Below are 16,263 nucleotides of genomic sequence, written 5' to 3' on the forward strand. Positions count from 1 at the left end.
GTCCTTTGTGAGTTCTTTGATCGGTTCTCACTGACCATCGCACGATGGCTCACTACGTCACCGGAGCAACGCGCAACTGCTGAGATCTACACCACTCCACGGGACGTAACCGAATAACGTGGCCCTATGTAGGAGTCCAGTTCGTCACGGAGCGCGATTTCAATTTTCGATGAGAAGGGCTCCATCCTTTTCTTGCTCCTTGGGGCGACCCGGCCCTGGTCCCCTGGCAGCGGCCACAGGGTTCACGTCGGCCTGGCGTAATTCAGAACGCGTAGTGTCAGCGGCAGAAGTCGGAGGAACCGCCTCCAGGGCTCTGGAGGTCAAGACGTCGACGACGTCTTGACGTTGGCGCATGGATAGATGATTCTCTCTCAACTGCCATCACTTTGCTGCGTCCACGTAGCGAGCGTGGGAAACGAACTTCTCGGTTAGGAGCACCGCTCCCCTAATGTTCATTTTCTAAGGGGGATTTGCTGCTTATTGAGTCCCGCATCGCGGTTCTAAGCGGCAAATGCGGAGCACGGACGTCTGTTCCATATTCGGATTCCAAGTCACCGATCTGGAAATTGTGCTCACCGGTCAGGGGTGAGCTGGTTACATTGATGATGATGCCGAGACATTCCCGGGCAGGGTTAAGATGCGGCAGGGACTGCACTTTTTTGACGGTTTTAAGGAACTCTGTCACTCCCTTCGCGGAGAAAGCTGCTGGTTCCGTTACTGCAACTACCCGATCCGCCCAGGTCAATCCATTGAGCGTTAGCCTTCCCAACGCCGGCGGGAGGTCAATAAGGATGTGGTCGTAGTCTTTCAGTTCCTCCGCACGTGGTTGAAGTAATGGCCTGGCCGAGGGTTCCTGCCTCACCAACGTAGAGAACGTCGAAGACATTGAACTCCCCCCGCCCCCTCCAGGGCATCAGTTGCATTTGTTTGGGGAGCTAGGCTGGATCGGCGACCAGGACCTTCTTCCCGATCAAGCGAAGCCCGGTGGCCAGCCCGAGGATGACGGACGTCTTCCCCACGCCGCCCTTTCGATTACCTATGGCGGTTACTCTCACGATGCTCCTGACGCTTATGGATCTATCAAGATGTAACCGTCACTGCTTCTCCCGGTTTAGCGCTGGTAGGGCTCACTGAGAAGGCGGGCGGCAGACTGGGAGGTTCGCCATCTGAGGACGAGGAGCGGGCGCCTACGCTAGCTATCATCGGGGCCGCGAGGGCGGGGAAGCAGGTACTCGGGGCTTGGATACAGGTACCCGGGGGGGGTCGGATACAGGTGCTCGAAGTCATTGCGGTTGGCCACTAAACTTGGCTACTGTCGAAACAGAGGTTGGAAGCCTCCACTGCATTTCGGAGTATCCGCGGTGGGGAAGCCAGGTATTGCTGCTGGGGGAAATAGCGGCTGCCGCAGTATTCCGCTTGTGCCGCTTTGCGCGGCATTTCTTGAAAAGTAGAAGGGTCCGGACGGAGATGTCCGCCACCCGTCACACCCAAGCTGGCAGGAGCCTCCCCATCCCTGACCACGCTCATGACAGGGAACGAGGGAGATCATGCCGATCATCAGGGATCCGCACCTGTATAACGAGCAGAGCCTGTTCGTCGACCTGGAGGGGGTGCTGGGCTGCCGCCTCTTTCTGAAGATTGAGGGGTTCAATTTCGCCGGCTCAATCAAGCTTAAGCCCGCGCGGGAGATGGTCGAGCGCGCCGAGCGGGAGGGGTTGATCGGCCCTGGCTCCATCCTCGTGGAGTCCTCATCGGGCAACCTCGGCGTCGCGCTCAGCATGATCGCTGCCAGCAAGGGGTACCGCTTCGTGTGTGTGATCGATCCGCGCTGTAACCCGCCAACCCGGCAACTCATGGAGTCGCTCGGGGCACAGGTGGACCTGGTCACCGAACCGGATCCCGTCGACGGCTTCCTCGGAGCCCGGCTCAACCACGTGCGGGACCTGTGTGCGTCCGACGAGCGGTACATCTGGCTCAACCAGTACACCAATCCCGGCAATTGGGGAGCGCACTACCGCTGGACTGCCCCCGAGATCTCCAATCAGTTCCCCGACCTGGACGTGCTGTTCGTGGGAGCAGGGACAACGGGGACCTTGATGGGTTGCGCGCGGTACTTCCGTGAGCACCGGCCGGATGTCCGGATTGTCGCGGTCGATGCCGCAGGATCGGTCTCGTTCGGCGGCCAGCCCGCCGCCCGCCTGATCCCGGGACTCGGCATGAGCGTGCGGCCGCCGCAGCTCGACGAGGCCTTGATCGATGACGTGGTGATGGTCGAAGAACTGGACACGGTGCGCGCCTGCCACCGCCTCGCCGCTGCCGGCTTCACGCTCGGTGGCTCCACCGGGACCGTGGTCCACGGCGCCGCGTCTTGGCTCACCGAACACGACGCCCAGGACCTGACGGCGGTTGCCATTTCCCCGGACATGGGCCGACCCTACCTGGACACTGTCTACAACCCTGACTGGGTGCACGATCATTTCGGCGCCGAAGCGCTGGCTACCGCCGACGATTTGGCAGGGGCTCCGGGCCGACGGTCCGACCCGGTGTCGGAGCCACAGCACCCGGCACGTGAAGCGGTGGCCGGTTACGCCGCAACCGCCGCCTTAGGGAATTTCCTGCAGTGAAAATGCGTCTCGATAACCTGCAGGGCGCTCCGCGTTCCACATCTTCTATCGATCTCCCCATTCCTGATGCATCCGCGGCTCCGGCCGGGAACGGCTCTCCGGCCGCTCCGGCCACGGGTACGGCCGTTGCCTTGGAGCGCCGGCTGGCGGATCTTCTGGCGTCGGTGGTAAAGAAGGACGACGTCCCCGTGGACGCCAACTTCTTCTACGACCTGGGCGCGGATTCGTTGCTGATGGCACAGTTCTGCGCCCGCGTGCGCAAGCAGCCGGACTTGCCAGCGGTGTCGATCAAGGACATCTACCAGAATCCAACGATCTCGGCGCTGGCCGCGGCTCTGGCACCGGCGGAAGTGGCGTCGGTGACGGTTCAGATCCAGGTGCAGGACCGGTTGGCAGAGGTGCTGTCCGGCGTGCTGGACATTGAGCATGTGCCAGTGGAGGCCGATTTCTTCCAGGACCTGGGCGCGGATTCGCTGATCATGGCGCAGTTCTGCGCCCGCATGCGCAAGCAGCCGGACCTGCCTGCCGTGTCCATCAAGGACATCTACCAGAACCCAACAATCTCCGCGCTGGCCGCGGCCCTGGCACCGGCCGAGGAGGCGTCGGCGACGGTCCAGGTGCAGGAGCGGCTGGCCGAGGTGCTCGCCGACGTACTCGGCATGCAGCAGGTCCCGATGGACGCCGACTTCTTCCAGGACCTGGGCGCGGACTCGCTGGTCATGGCGAAGTTCTGCGCCCGCATGCGTAAGCAGCCGGACCTACCGACGGTCTCGATGAAGGATGTCTACGGTAACCCGAGCGTCTCTGCCCTCGCCGCGGCCCTGCAGGTTCCCCCGCAGCAGGACCGCTTGCTGGAGCCCTCACCGGCCGTGGCTTCGGTGCCGGAGGCTCCGGCGCCCATGGACGCCCGGACCTGGGAGTACGTCACCTGCGGCGCCCTGCAGGTACTCGTCTACCTCGGCTACTGCGTGATCGCCGGACTGCTCGCGGTCAATTGGTACCAGTGGGTGCTCCCGGAAGCTGGGCCGGGCAACCGCCAATGGTTGAGCAACGGGACAGAATTCTGGGGGATCTACCTCCGGTCGACCGCCTATGCCGCGGCAGTGTTCGTGCTGATGTGCATCCTTCCCGTGGCGGCAAAGTGGATCATCCTTGGGCGTTTCCGCCCCGGCGAAATCCGACTGTGGAGCTTGGCCTATTTCCGGTTCTGGCTGGTAAAGACACTGATGCGAACTTCCCCGCTGGTGTTACTGAGGGGGTCTCCGCTGACCACCTTCTACCTGCGGGCCATGGGCGCCAAGGTGGGCCGCAACGTGACGATCATGACCAACCGCCTGCCGGTCTGCACCGACCTCCTCACGATCGGGGAAGGGACGGTCATCCGCAAGGACGCGGTTTTGAACGGCTACCGCGCCCACGGCGGCGTCATCCAGCTGGGCGCGCTGACGCTGGGCCGGGACGTAATCGTCGGCGAGGGGAGCGTTTTGGATATCGGCACCGCATTGGGAGATGGGTCGCAGTTGGGCCACCGGTCCACCCTGTACACCGGCCAGTCCGTGCCCGCCGGCGAACGGTGGCACGGGTCGCCCGGCAGGCGCACTGAGGTGGATTATGGCGGAGTCGAGGCCAGGCCCTACTCGCCCTGGCGCCGGGGATGGTTCGCCACCTCCCAGCTGATCAGCATGATTGGCCTTGGCCGTATTCTGCTAGGCCAGGCTGTCGTGTTGGTCGTCATGGCGAACCCCAACGTGGCGGCACTCCTGGAGACGCAGGCGTTCGCGTTCACCGACTGGGTCTTCTACGCCGACGCCATTGGCTATGCCGCTCTTGCTGTCTTCGGTGGCACGGTCGTATCGTGGCTCATCGTCACCACCGTCCCGCGGGTGGTTCAACTCGCCGTCAAGCCGGACACGGTGTATCCGCTGTTCGGCCTGCGGCACGCGGCGGAGCGGGCGGTGTCGAGAATGACCAACAGGCCCATGCTGACGGGATTGTTCGGCGACAGCTCGTACATCGTGAACTACGTGCGGGCCATCGGGTACAAGCAGCCGCAGGTCCAGCAGACCGGCTCGAACCTGGGCACGGGGTTCAAACACGACAGCCCGTTCCTTTCGACGATAGGCAGCGGCACGATGATCGCCGACGGGGTGTCGTTTATGAACACCGATTTCTCGGCGACGTCGTTCAAGGTCAGCCGGGCGGCGATCGGCGCACACAACTTCCTGGGCAACGCCGTGCTCTTCCCTGCCGGGGCCAGGACCGGGGACAACTGCCTGCTCGCGACCAAGGTGATGGTCCCCCTCGACGGACCGTTGCGCCACGACGTAGGTCTGCTCGGGTCACCGCCGTTCGAGATCCCCCGCTCGGTCCTCCGGGACGCCCTCACCGAGGAGTATTCAAAACGTGCGCACTTCCGTCGGAACCTGGCAGCCAAGAACAGGTACAACCTGCGCACGATGGCCCTCTTGATGCTGGTGCGGTGGCTCAACATCTCACTGGCCATGATCATTATGTTCGCCGCCCTCGAATTGTCCGATCAGTTCAGTTTCCTTGCCCTCAGCGCGGCCTTTGTCCTGATGCTCGTGGTTGGCTTGTTGGTCCCCATCGGCATCGAGCATCTCGGGAGGGGACTGAAACCGCTTCAGCCCCAGCTCTGCTCCATCTACAACCCCTATTTCTGGTGGCACGAGCAGTACTGGAAGATGTCGCTGCAGAGCCGATACGCAAGCCTCCTCAACGGGACGCCGTTCAAGCCGCTGGTCTGGCGTTTGCTCGGCGTACGGATCGGAAGCCGGGTCTTCGACGACGGCTGCGGCATCATCGAGCGGACCTTGGTCACGGTCGGTTCCCGTTGCGCCTTGAACGCCGGCACCACCCTCCAATCCCATTCCCAGGAAGACGGCATGTTCAAGTCGGACCGCATCGTTGTTGGCGACGATGTCACCCTCGGCGTCTCCGCGTTCGTCCACTACGGCGTGACCGTCGAAGACGGCGCGGTCGTCGGCGCCGACTCCTTCGTCATGAAGGGGACCACTCTCACCCGCGGATCCCTGTGGGCCGGCAACCCGGCCGAAGAGGCCCGAGACGCCGCCACGTCCCCCCTCGCGCTGGAAAGGCCCTGATCATGACCACCACGTCTGCGTTGACCTGCCGCACCGCCGGCGGCTCGTCGGGCCCGGGCAAAGACCGAACCGCGCCCGCGGGTGCCGCGCTGACGGCGATTCCCAGGTGGACGCAGGAGCGCCAGCAAGGTCAGGGCCGGATCGAAGTGGCTGTGCCACAGGACCTGTGCGAGGCCGTGCGGACGCTGGCCCAGAGCCTGCAGGTGGCTCCATCCTCGATCTGGCTGGCGGCACACTTGAGAGTGCTCCACGCGTTGTCCGGCGAAACAGAGGTCACGACCGGTTGCAAGGACGCGTTCGGGACTTGGCAGTGCACCCTGGATCTGGCGCACCGGTCCTGGCGAGCCCTCGTCTCCGATGCGAACGGCCGCCAAATCCGGCCCCGTACGGAACAGTCCACCCCCGGGCAGGCTAGTCACGAGCCGGCCGCCCCGGGCTACGAAGTGGTGTTCGGCGGTCTTCGGGACGACGATTCCGAGCTGCCGGAGGGCATCGTGCTCGGTATTTCGGTCGGACACGCGACCATCGGCGAGGTGCTTCGCCTGAAGTACCGCGGGGATGTTCTCGACGCAGATGCCGCCCGCCGCATCGCCAGCTACTACCTCGCCGCGCTCCGTGGCGTGGTAGCGGACCCGGGGGCGGATCCCTTGGACACCGACCTAGTCGGCCAGGAGGAGCGGCGCTTCCAGCTTGAGCAGCTCGCCGGGCCCGAGCGGCCCCGGCCCCAGCGGCGCTTCCACGAGCTGTTCGAGGAGCGCGTTCGGCAGCGTCCCGAACAAATCGCGGCCGTTCAGGACGCGCGGGAGTGGACGTACGCGGAGCTAAACGCCCGCGCCAACCGGATAGCCCGTAGTCTGCTCTCGCGCGGGCTGCGCGCGGAGGACATCGTGGCAGTCGTCGCCGAACGGGATCTGGAGTGGATGGCCGCTGTGATCGGCATCCTCAAAGCCGGAGGCGCATATCTGCCGATCGAGCCGCACTTCCCGGCCGACCGAATCGCCAGAACGCTCACGCGGGCCGGGGCCCGGGTGGTGCTCACCGAAGGCGGCAGCACCACCACCCTCGATGAGGCACTGGAAGGAATGCCTGCAGTGACGAAGCTCTTGTTCGAGGACATCGAGGCCGAGGGGCAGCCCGCCGACGACCTCGGCATGGAGATTCGTCCCGATCAGCTCGCTTACGTCTATTTCACCTCCGGGTCCACTGGCGAGCCGAAAGGCGCGATGTGCGAGCACGACGGCATGGTGAACCACCTGTACGCCAAGATCGAGGACCTGGGGATCCGCCCCGGGGACGTCGTCGCCCAGACCGCACCCCAGTGCTTCGACATCTCGCTGTGGCAACTGGTCTCGGCGCTGCTCGTCGGCGGCCGCACACTCATCGTCGGGCAGGACCGGATCCTCGACGTCGAGCGGTTCATCGACACGGTGGAACGGGGCGCGGTGGCGGTCTTTCAAGTCGTTCCGTCGTATCTGGACGCCGTGGTGGCGTACCTGGGCGGCAGGCCTCGCGCCTTGCCGCACCTCCGCTGCGTCTCGGCCACAGGGGAGGCTCTAAAGCGAGAGCTGGTCCGCCGCTGGTTCGACGTGATGCCGGACGTCAAGCTGGTCAACGCCTACGGGCTGACGGAAACCTCCGACGACACGAACCACGAAGTGTTGAGTGCAGCGCCCCCGGGCGGCTCCGTGCCACTTGGCCCGCCAATCCCGAACGTCCGGATCCACATCCTCGACGAGCGGCAGCGCCTTGTGCCGCTTGGAGCACCGGGCGAGATCGCATTCTCCGGAGTGTGCGTGGGCCGCGGCTACATCAACGACCCGGAGCGCACCGCGCAGGCCTACTCCACCGACCCCTACGTGGACGGCGCGCGACTCTATCGGGCCGGCGACTACGGCCGTTGGTCCCCGGACGGCAAGCTGGAGTACCTGGGGCGGCGGGACAACCAAGTCAAGATCTCCGGGTTCCGCATCGAGATCGGCGACATCGAAAACGCGCTGCTGCGGGTTCCCGCCGTCCGCGACGGCGCCGTCGTCGTCGGTGAGGGCGCCGGGCAGTCCAAGTTCCTGGTGGCGTTCTACTCCGGCAACCGGCCGCTCGAGGTCGACGAAATCCGCAGCGAGATGGCTGCCCGGGTACCAGGCTACATGGTTCCTTCGACGTACAGGTGGCAGGAGAGCCTGCCCCTGACCGGCAACGGGAAGATCGACCGGAAGGCTTTGACCCGCATGGCGCGCGAGGTCATTCCCGAGGCCGGCACCGCCACGGAAGCCCTCTCGGCGGCCGAGCAGCGGCTTGCGGAGGCATGGGCGACGGTGCTCGGCCTGCCGATGGGCCGGATCGGCGGGCAGGACTCGTTCTTTGCACTGGGCGGGACCTCGCTGTCCGCGGTGAAGCTCGCGGTACTGCTCAAGCGCGCAGTGTCGATCAAGGACATCATGCAGACGCCCATCCTGGCAGACCTGGCGACCCTGCTCGAAGCCTCGTCCCCCGCGGACACAGCCGTTCCGCCGGACCCGCGGACGGCGGGAGCCGTCGCGGAGCCCGACTCCGTGGCCCCGGCAGGAGGACCGGTTGGCCTCTCCCACCCGCTACCCATGAAACGAAAGGACCTCTGATGTCGTCTCCTACACCCAGGATCCAGTTCGACGTGGAACGCCAAGCCGGCCGGGTGCCGCTGCTCATCGTCGAGAACGGCCACGACCCCGTGCTGTGGGCCGAAGAGAACCGAGAGGCGCTGCGTGCGGCGGTGGATGAGCACGGCGCCGTCCTGGTCCGCGGTCTGGGCCTCCGTGATCCAGCCGAAGTGGCCGATACCTTCCAACGGCTGGTTTCAGGCGGCCTCATGCCGGACCGGGAGGCTTTCGCCGCCAGGCAGCCCTACTTGGACGGCGTGTACTCATCCCTGGCATGGCCCGCGAACCAGCCGATGTGCATGCACCACGAGCTCAGCTACGCGCTCGAGTTCCCCGGCCTGATGCTCTTCGCCTGCCTTCAGGCACCCAGTGTCGGTGGGGTGACCGGTGTGGCGGACGCCAGTGCCGTGCTCGATGCCCTGCCGCCGGACATCGTCCGTCGGTTCGAAAGCCAGGGGTGGCTGCTCGCCCGCAGCTACAACGGGGACATCGGTGCCTCCTATGAGGAGGCGTTCGGGGTCTCAGACCGCGCGGATGTCGAGAGCTACTGCCGGGCGCACGAGATCGAGCTCGAGTGGCAGCCCGATGGGGAGCTGCGCACCCGGCAACGGCGCCCTGCCGTGGTTCGGCACCCGGCGACTGGCCAACGCTGTTGGTTCAACCAGGTTGCGTTCCTGAGCGAATGGACGACCGCACCCGAGGTGCGGGAATACCTGGTGGACGTCTACGGTCCTGATGGGCTGCCGTTCAACACCCGCTTCGGCAACGGAGAGCCGATCGGTGAGGAAATCATTGCCCTCCTGAACGAGGTCTATGAGGCCCACACCCTCCGCACCCCCTGGGAGACGGGGGACCTCATGCTGGTCGACAACATCCGCATGGCGCATAGCCGTGAGGCCTATGAGGGGCCTCGGGAGATTCTTGTCGGCATGGCCGAGCCGCGCAACATTTTCGATCTCGCCAACCACAACCAGGACGGTGCACGATGACAGAGCTTGCCAGTTCCCCTGCCGCAGCGGCCGCAGAGCCGAAGACGGTTCCGCCCTTCGCGGTCATCTCAGGGACCCAGGTGCAGCAGGTGCTTCAGGGACGGGAAAAGAAGGTCATCGAGCTGGTCGAGCAGACCTACCGCGTGCATGCAGCCGGAGATTCGGTGAACCCCCCATCTTACTTCCTGCGCTTCCCGGACCGGCCTACCTCGCGCATCATCGCCCTGCCGGCCTCGGTCGGCGGACAAGTAGAGGTTGACGGCATCAAATGGGTCTCCAGCTTCCCGGACAATGTGGCATCGGGAATTCCGCGCGCCTCTGCGGTGTTGATCCTCAACGACCAGGCAACGGGGTACCCCTTGGCTTGCATGGAGGGCTCCATCATCAGCGCCTCCAGGACCGCTGCATCTGCCGCCGCTGCTGCCGACTGGCTCAGCCGGGGACGCGGGCGTCCCCGGCGCATAGGGTTCTTGGGCGTTGGCCTCATTGCCCGCTACATCCACACCTTCCTGAAGGCCGCCGACTGGTCCTTCGACGAGATCGGGGTGTTCGACCTCTCGGGTGAGAGTGAGGAGGGTTTCAAGGGCTATCTCGAGCGCAGCGGTACAGGTGCCCGGGTGACCGTGCACGACGGCCCCGAGCAGCTGATCAGAAGCAGCGATCTCGTCGTGTTCGCCACGGTGGCGGGCCAGCCGCACGTGCACGATACGACGTGGTTCGCGCACAAGCCGCTTGTGCTGCACGTGTCCCTGCGCGATCTGGCCCCTGAGATCCTGCTGGCGTCCACCAACATCCTCGACGACGTCGACCACTGCCTGAAAGCCGGGACGTCGGCCCACCTCGCGGAGCAGAAGGTCGGCAACAGGGACTTCGTGGACGGCACCCTGGCCGACGTCATGGAAGGCAGGGTCTCGCTGACGGACGACCGCCCTATTGTGTTCTCGCCGTTCGGACTGGGCGTGCTCGACCTGGCAGTCGGAAAGTACGTCTATGACGAACTTGCCGGCAGTGGCCAGCTCCGGGTGGTCGAGGATTTCTTTTCCGAGTTGCGTCGGTACGGCTGACCCTGCGGCGCAAACCGCATTCATCGATTCGCACTCACCGAGGAGTGACGCAATGCTCTCCCTACCGCAGATGCTAGGGAATGTGTCCAAGGCCTACGTCCAGTCCCCTGAGGACTGGGCCCGGTCGGTCACCGACGTCCTGCGGGACGCCGCGATCTACCATCAGGCCGCAAACGGCTTCTACCGCGCCCAGTGTGACGCCCTGGGAGTCGACCCCGCCACGATCAAGGACATCAACGACCTGCAATCCCTGCCACTGTTGCCGGTCGGCATGTTCAAGCGTCCCGACGCCAAGGTGCTGCTTACTTGCTCCCTGGCCGACGTCGAGACCGAAACCCGCTCCAGCGGAACCCGCGGTGTCCCTTCCGTCATCCCCCGCAACAGCGAGACAATGACCCTGGCGCTGGTCGCCCTGCTCGGCACCTACCGGGAGTTCTTCAGCCTGTCCGGGGGCGCGGGACTTTTCTTGAACCCGTCGGACCCGGAAGCCTCGGAGATGGGACTGCTCAAGGACTTAAACATCCTGAACAGCGTCTTCGACCACCACGCATATCTCGTTGCCGACCAGGCGTTCGACGCCGGGGAGGCCCTGGAGCACCTGCGACGATGGGAGGGACATATGACACGCCACATCGTCAGTCCGCCGTTCCTCATCGACCGGCTCCTCCGGTTCCTTGAGCGGGAGAATATCAGTGTGCGCTTGGACCCGTTCAGCATGATCATCACTCTCGGGGGCTGGAAGCGGCACACAGCCGAGGCCATCCCCAATGAGAGTTTTCGGGAACGGTGCCACGACTTGCTCGGCGTGCTTGCGGTGAACGTGCGCGACATGTACGGGATGATCGAGTCGAACATGCTCGCTGTCGAATGCCACCTGCATCGCAAGCACGTTCCGCCATGGTGCTACATCTCCATCCGGGACCCTGGCCAAAGCGCCAAGGAGATCGCCCCGGGGGAGACCGGCACCATCGCCGTACTGGACGCCCTCAGCACCAGCTACCCCGGTTTCCTCCTCACCGACGACATGGGCGACGTCGAGACCGGCACCTGCGGGTGCGGCAGAACCGGCCAGGTCATCAACTTCCGCCGCCGGGGGCAGGGCGGCGGGCTTGGCCACTGCCCAGTCAGCATCGAGCGCTACCTCGATTCGGGCACTACTGCATCGCACCGGGTTTGATGGAGACATCGATTACCCGGAAGGATGATTCCCATGCCAGCACAACGGAAGTACCCAAATGAGCTGCGTGAGCGCGCAACGCGGATGGCCATTGATGCAAGGAAAGACCCTGCGACCAGGACCGGTGCGTTCCGCCGGATCGGCGAGCAGCTCGGGGTGAATCCCGAGGCACTGCGGACCTGGGTGAGCCGGGCCGAGACCGACGAGGGCCTGCGTCCGGGAACGACGACGGTGGACTCGGACCGGATCACAGAACTCGAGCGTGGGGTCCGTGAGCTGCGCCGGGCGAACACGATCCTGAAGCGGGCCTCGGCTTTCTTCGCGGCGGAGCTCGACCGCCCGTCGGGGTGATGTGCGCCTTCGTGGACAAGCACCGCGATGAACACGGGGTCGAGCCGATCTGCAAGACGCTGCAGATCGGCCCGAGCACGTACTACGCCCGCCGTCCCCGGCCGGAGTCCGCCAGAGTAGTCAGCGACCGGGAGCTGGGGGAAAGATCGAGAGCATCCACGCGCAACAACGGCGGGCACCGCGCTGGCGAAGGCACGAACCGCAACAGTCCGCCGGAAACTGATCAGCGTTCCGGCCAGAATCGCCTCCTCCGCCCGGAAGCTAATACTCCACCTGCCCGCGGATTGGCCCTGGGAAACCGCCTGGACGGACCTGTTCAACCGGACCTTCCCACGGCCGGCAAAGACCTGACCGGCCGCCCCGCACCAAGACAACCAAGGACCACAGTGGAACACCACCGGCAACGGGGCCGGACAATCCGGCCTGCCCAGATCCCGCCCCGCCCGGCCACACCAAATCCCGCGGTCCTCAACGAGCCCGTCGGTGGATCAAGGCTGAGACCCCCTCCCCCTGGACGGTCTCCACGATGACGGCGGCGGGCGTGTCGACGCCTGAGCCGCTATCCTCCAGGGCATGGCGAAGCCACAGGAAGTCCGCCGTCTGGCCGTCCAGGAATCCGTCATGGGGCATGCTGGATGCGTTCGTTAGCGGAACCCCAGCGCCCGTCCGCTTCATGGAATTGCCTGTCACTGCGAGGGATCCAAGAGTCATCCCGTTGGAATGCATTCGTGAAGCCGAGGATGTGGGTCCTGCCGGTGACTTTTCGAGCCAGCTTCAGGGCCGCTTCGACTGAGTTTGTCCCGGTGGGCCCTGGAAACATGACTTTGTAGTCATACTTCCGAGGCTTCAGGATCAGCTCGTGGAACGCTTCCAGAAAGCGCCGCTTGGCAACTGTTTTCATGTCGAGGGAGTGGACGATTGCTCCGGAGAGCAGATATTCGACGAGCGGTCGGAGCAACTCAGAATTGTTGTGACCGTAGTTCAGGGCGCCGGCGCCGGAAAAGAAATCAAGACAGTCCCTGCCGTCCTCACTGTAGAGCGTGCTGCCGGACGCGCGGTCGAAGACTGTGTCCCAGGTGCGGCAGTAAGTGCGGACTTCTGACTCAAGGACGTCAAAAATATCCATCAGTAGCTTTCCTTCGTTCTATTTCCCGGTCTAGATGCGGCTCAGAAATCCGGAAATCGGTCACGCGACGGCGAAGTGTTGCGACGCCAAGCCACGGTCAGGAAGCGTGCCCGGTAATGATTCCAAGCCATGGAATCCGGCTAAGTTACGGATCCGTAGGCCGTACCCGAATCCTCGATCAATATCCGGCCCGGTCTACTTAGCTGTACTCACACGGCAAGTCGTCCGAATCAAGTCGTCCGAATCAAGTAGTCCAGGATCCGCATCAACGCACAGCGCCCTAGGGCAATCTGCCGAAGCGGCGTGGTGCTGTAACCGTTCTTCTGGAGCTCGATGTCAGCCGCGTGGGGCCAGGGCGTAGGTGGCGGTGGCGTAGGCCAGTGCGGCGGACATTTCCTTGAGCAGGTCCGCGTTGGTGTTGCTGATGGTGTCGCAGGCCTTGTGGTAGCAGGAGTCCAGGACCTTGCCGGCCGTGCCGCCGTAGGCCTGCACCTGGGCTTTGGTCTTTTTCTTCACCTCGCCGGTGAACAGCCCGCCGCCGGGAATGCCTGCCCTGAGGAACGGGTCGTAATCGGAGTCGCCGTCGACAAAGGGCGTTGTTTCCGCCGGCAGCGAGTTCTCCTTGAAGTAGCGCTCGAAGACGGCTTCAATCCCGTCGGAGCCCTTCGGCCCGGCATCCCCGAAGTCGGACCCGTCGCCGTCGTGAAAGGACCGCACCCCGTTCGGCGAGGCTGCCATGTCCACATTCAGGTAAAGCGCCGTCCGGCGGACTTCGGTCGCGCTCAGCGCGTCAACGTAATGCTGGGACCCGTACAGGCCGTCCTCCTCGGCGCCCCAGAACACAAACCGGACCCGGTTCGCCGGGCTGAACCCGCTGTCCTTCATCCACCGGGCGATCTCCAGCATCGCCGCGACCCCGCTGCCGTTGTCGTTGATCCCGGGCCCCTCCCGCACGGAGTCCAGGTGCCCGCCCACGACCACCGTGTTCCCGGCGTCCCCTGCGGTGTCGGCCAGGATGTTGAAAGTCTCCACCTGCTTGCGGTTCCTGCCCTCGCCGCGGAAGCTGAAGGTCTGCCGGACCGGGGTGTACCCCGCGGCACGCAGCTGCTCCTCGACATAGCGCGCGGAGGCCTCATACCCGGAGGTCCCCGACGCGCGATTGCCACCATTGTCATCAGCAACCCGCTGCAACGCCTCCAGATGGCCCACCATGCCCCGGCCGCTGAACTCCGCCAGCAACGCCCGCGCGTCCACACCACCGGCAGGATTCAGCCGCGAGGCAGTGCAGCCAGAGAGCACAAGACTAATTGCGAGCAAGATGGCTGCGGCCGCAGCCGTTCCGGGCCTTTTCATCATGTGGACACCCTCCATAGTACGAAGATAACGCCCAGACCGTGCCAGAGGAAGACGTTGCCGGGTGGCAACGGCTCCCGTCCCTCATTGTGGTGACCTCCGGCCCGCCCCCGCACAGCCTGGGGAATACTCCAACGCGGCGGGCGTTATACGGGTCGATAGATGCAAATGCATTTATATCGGCTAAAGTTAAGACAGCTGCCGGAAGTCTCCGGCCACGGAAAGGCACATCATGCAGATCGGCGTATTCAGCGTCAGCGACATCACCACCGACCCCACCACCGGCCGAACGCCCACCGAACATGAACGGATTAAGGCGTCGGTGGCGATCGCCAAAAAGGTCGAGGAAATCGGTATGGATGTCTATGCCATTGGCGAGCACCACAACCGCCCCTTCTTCTCCTCCTCCCCCACCACCACGCTGGGCTACATCGCAGCGCAGACAGAGCGGATCATCCTGTCCACGGCCACGACGCTGATCACCACCAATGACCCGGTGAAGATCGCCGAGGACTTCGCCATGCTCCAGCACCTGGCCGACGGCCGGGTGGACCTGGTCCTGGGCCGTGGCAACACCGCCCCCGTCTACCCCTGGTTTGGCAAAAACATCCAGGACGGAATCGAACTCGCAATCGAGAACTACAGCCTGCTGCGCCGCCTCTGGGACGAGGACACCGTCAACTGGTCCGGCAAGCACCGCACTCCCTTGCAGAACTTCACCTCCACGCCGCGCCCGCTCGACGGCGTCGCCCCCTTCGTGTGGCACGGCTCGATCCGCACGCCGCAGATCGCGGAAGTCGCTGCCTACTACGGCGACGGCTTCTTCGCGAACAACATCTTCTGGCCCAAGGAGCACTACCAGCAGCTGATCGGCCTCTACCGCGAACGCTACGAACACTACGGCCACGGCAAGGCCGACCAGGCAATCGTGGGCCTCGGCGGACAGTTCTTCATGCGGAAGAACTCGCAGGACGCCGTCAAGGAGTTCCGCCCGTACTTCGACAACGCCCCGGTCTACGGGCACGGCCCGTCGCTCGAGGACTTCACCTCGCAGACCCCGCTGACGGTCGGCAGCCCGCAGGAAGTGATCGAGAAGACCCTGAGCTTCCGTGAGTACTTCGGCGATTACCAGCGGCAGCTGTTCCTGATCGACCATGCCGGCCTGCCGCTGAAGACCGTACTGGAACAGCTGGACCTGTTCGGCGAGGAGGTACTGCCGGTGCTGCGCAAGGAATACGCCGAGAAGACTCCGGCCCATGTCCCGGACCCGCCCACCCACGCCGGGCGCGTCGCCGCCTCCCTGGCCGCGGCCGGGCAGACCTCCGCTGAGAAGGCCGGCACCGCCGGCAGCAAGAGCGTGTGATGTCCGCCAAGACCAGTGAGTCGCCGGTGCGCCTGGCCGCGGAAACCTGGGAATCCCTGTTCCGCGCCCAGGTGGCGGTCATGCGCAGGCTGCAGTCCGGACTCGCGTTCAAGACGCTGCCCATCAATGAGTACGACGTGCTGTTCACGCTCTCGCGCTGTCCGTCCGGATGGCTGCGCCAGAACGAGCTCAACGACCACGTCCTGCTGAGCCAGTCCAGCCTCAGCCGGCTGGTGGAGCGCCTAGAAAAGCGCGGTCTCGTCGAGCGCATGCCGGCGCCCGACGACGGCCGCGGCGTCCTGGTCAGGCTCACCGAGTCCGGCCTGGAGCTGCAAAGACAGATCGGCCGGGAGCACCTCCGCGAGATCGCGACCCTGGTGGGGCCCGCGCTTACCCCGGCCGAGCAGCAGGAGCTGGTGCGGTTGACTGAGAAGCTGCGGGCCTCGGTGGCAGCGCGCTGA

General features: G+C 64.7%; 11 protein-coding genes, 3 pseudogenes and 1 other annotated feature. Of the genes and pseudogenes, 10 read left to right on the plus strand and 4 right to left on the minus strand.

What is annotated here, in order from left to right; translation table 11 throughout:
* Positions 1-445 precede the first annotated feature (445 nt).
* Both AC50YM_RS18450 and AC50YM_RS18455 read right to left on the minus strand, forming a co-directional pair.
* Entirely contained in the window at positions 446-862 is a 417-nt protein-coding gene (locus AC50YM_RS18450) for a ParA family protein (protein WP_494958403.1), read from the minus strand.
* 73 nt (positions 863-935) lie between these two features.
* A complete protein-coding gene (locus AC50YM_RS18455; RefSeq protein WP_494958404.1) occupies positions 936-1,055 on the minus strand; it encodes a ParA family protein in 120 nt (39 codons plus the stop codon).
* A 492-nt stretch (positions 1,056-1,547) separates the two neighbouring features.
* On the opposite strand from AC50YM_RS18455, the gene sbnA reads away from it, so the two are divergent.
* From sbnA to AC50YM_RS18495, 8 genes and pseudogenes are all read left to right on the plus strand, one after another.
* On the plus strand, positions 1,548-2,624 hold the full coding sequence (gene sbnA / locus AC50YM_RS18460) for a 2,3-diaminopropionate biosynthesis protein SbnA (protein WP_494958405.1): 1,077 nt from the start codon (positions 1,548-1,550) through the stop codon (positions 2,622-2,624).
* Positions 2,625-2,626: 2 nt separating this feature from the next.
* Positions 2,627-5,746 carry a Pls/PosA family non-ribosomal peptide synthetase gene (locus AC50YM_RS18465; RefSeq protein WP_494958406.1) on the plus strand — a complete coding sequence of 1,040 codons (3,120 nt, stop codon included), beginning with the start codon at positions 2,627-2,629 and terminating at the stop codon, positions 5,744-5,746.
* A gap of 2 nt (positions 5,747-5,748) precedes the next feature.
* Positions 5,749-8,361: a non-ribosomal peptide synthetase gene (locus tag AC50YM_RS18470; RefSeq protein ID WP_494958407.1), complete on the plus strand. Its 2,613-nt coding sequence runs from the start codon at positions 5,749-5,751 to the stop codon at positions 8,359-8,361.
* Complete coding sequence (locus AC50YM_RS18475) at positions 8,361-9,368, plus strand: TauD/TfdA family dioxygenase (protein WP_494958408.1); 1,008 nt, start codon at positions 8,361-8,363, stop codon at positions 9,366-9,368. The genes AC50YM_RS18470 and AC50YM_RS18475 overlap by 1 nt, the downstream gene beginning before the upstream one ends.
* The gene (gene sbnB, locus AC50YM_RS18480) at positions 9,365-10,432 is read left to right on the plus strand and encodes a 2,3-diaminopropionate biosynthesis protein SbnB (RefSeq protein ID WP_494958409.1); all 1,068 of its coding nucleotides are present in this window, start codon (positions 9,365-9,367) and stop codon (positions 10,430-10,432) included. The genes AC50YM_RS18475 and sbnB overlap by 4 nt, the downstream gene beginning before the upstream one ends.
* Before the next feature lie 52 nt (positions 10,433-10,484).
* Positions 10,485-11,609 carry a LuxE/PaaK family acyltransferase gene (locus tag AC50YM_RS18485; protein ID WP_494958410.1) on the plus strand — a complete coding sequence of 375 codons (1,125 nt, stop codon included), beginning with the start codon at positions 10,485-10,487 and terminating at the stop codon, positions 11,607-11,609.
* A gap of 84 nt (positions 11,610-11,693) precedes the next feature.
* A pseudogene (locus AC50YM_RS18490) lies at positions 11,694-12,067 on the plus strand (transposase); the annotation flags it as partial.
* Positions 11,921-12,034 (plus strand) — a sequence feature (AL1L pseudoknot). (Overlaps the previous pseudogene by 114 nt.)
* A 61-nt stretch (positions 12,068-12,128) precedes the next feature.
* Positions 12,129-12,311 (plus strand): annotated as a pseudogene (locus tag AC50YM_RS18495) (IS1380 family transposase); the annotation flags it as partial.
* A 150-nt stretch (positions 12,312-12,461) separates the two neighbouring features.
* Here the strand turns inward: AC50YM_RS18495 and AC50YM_RS18500 are convergent.
* Positions 12,462-13,086 (minus strand): annotated as a pseudogene (locus AC50YM_RS18500) (aminotransferase class III-fold pyridoxal phosphate-dependent enzyme); the annotation flags it as partial.
* 336 nt (positions 13,087-13,422) lie between these two features.
* On the minus strand, positions 13,423-14,442 hold the full coding sequence (locus AC50YM_RS18505; RefSeq protein WP_494958411.1) for a M20/M25/M40 family metallo-hydrolase: 1,020 nt from the start codon (positions 14,440-14,442) through the stop codon (positions 13,423-13,425).
* Positions 14,443-14,671: 229 nt separating this feature from the next.
* Here AC50YM_RS18505 and AC50YM_RS18510 point away from each other — a divergent pair, with 229 nt between their 5' ends.
* Together AC50YM_RS18510 and AC50YM_RS18515 are read left to right on the plus strand one after the other, a co-directional pair.
* Positions 14,672-15,802: an LLM class flavin-dependent oxidoreductase gene (locus AC50YM_RS18510; protein WP_494958412.1), complete on the plus strand. Its 1,131-nt coding sequence runs from the start codon at positions 14,672-14,674 to the stop codon at positions 15,800-15,802.
* Entirely contained in the window at positions 15,802-16,263 is a 462-nt protein-coding gene (locus tag AC50YM_RS18515; protein WP_494958428.1) for a MarR family winged helix-turn-helix transcriptional regulator, read from the plus strand. The genes AC50YM_RS18510 and AC50YM_RS18515 overlap by 1 nt, the downstream gene beginning before the upstream one ends.

The sequence above is a fragment of the Pseudarthrobacter sp. RHLT1-30-1 genome (assembly GCF_059383415.1).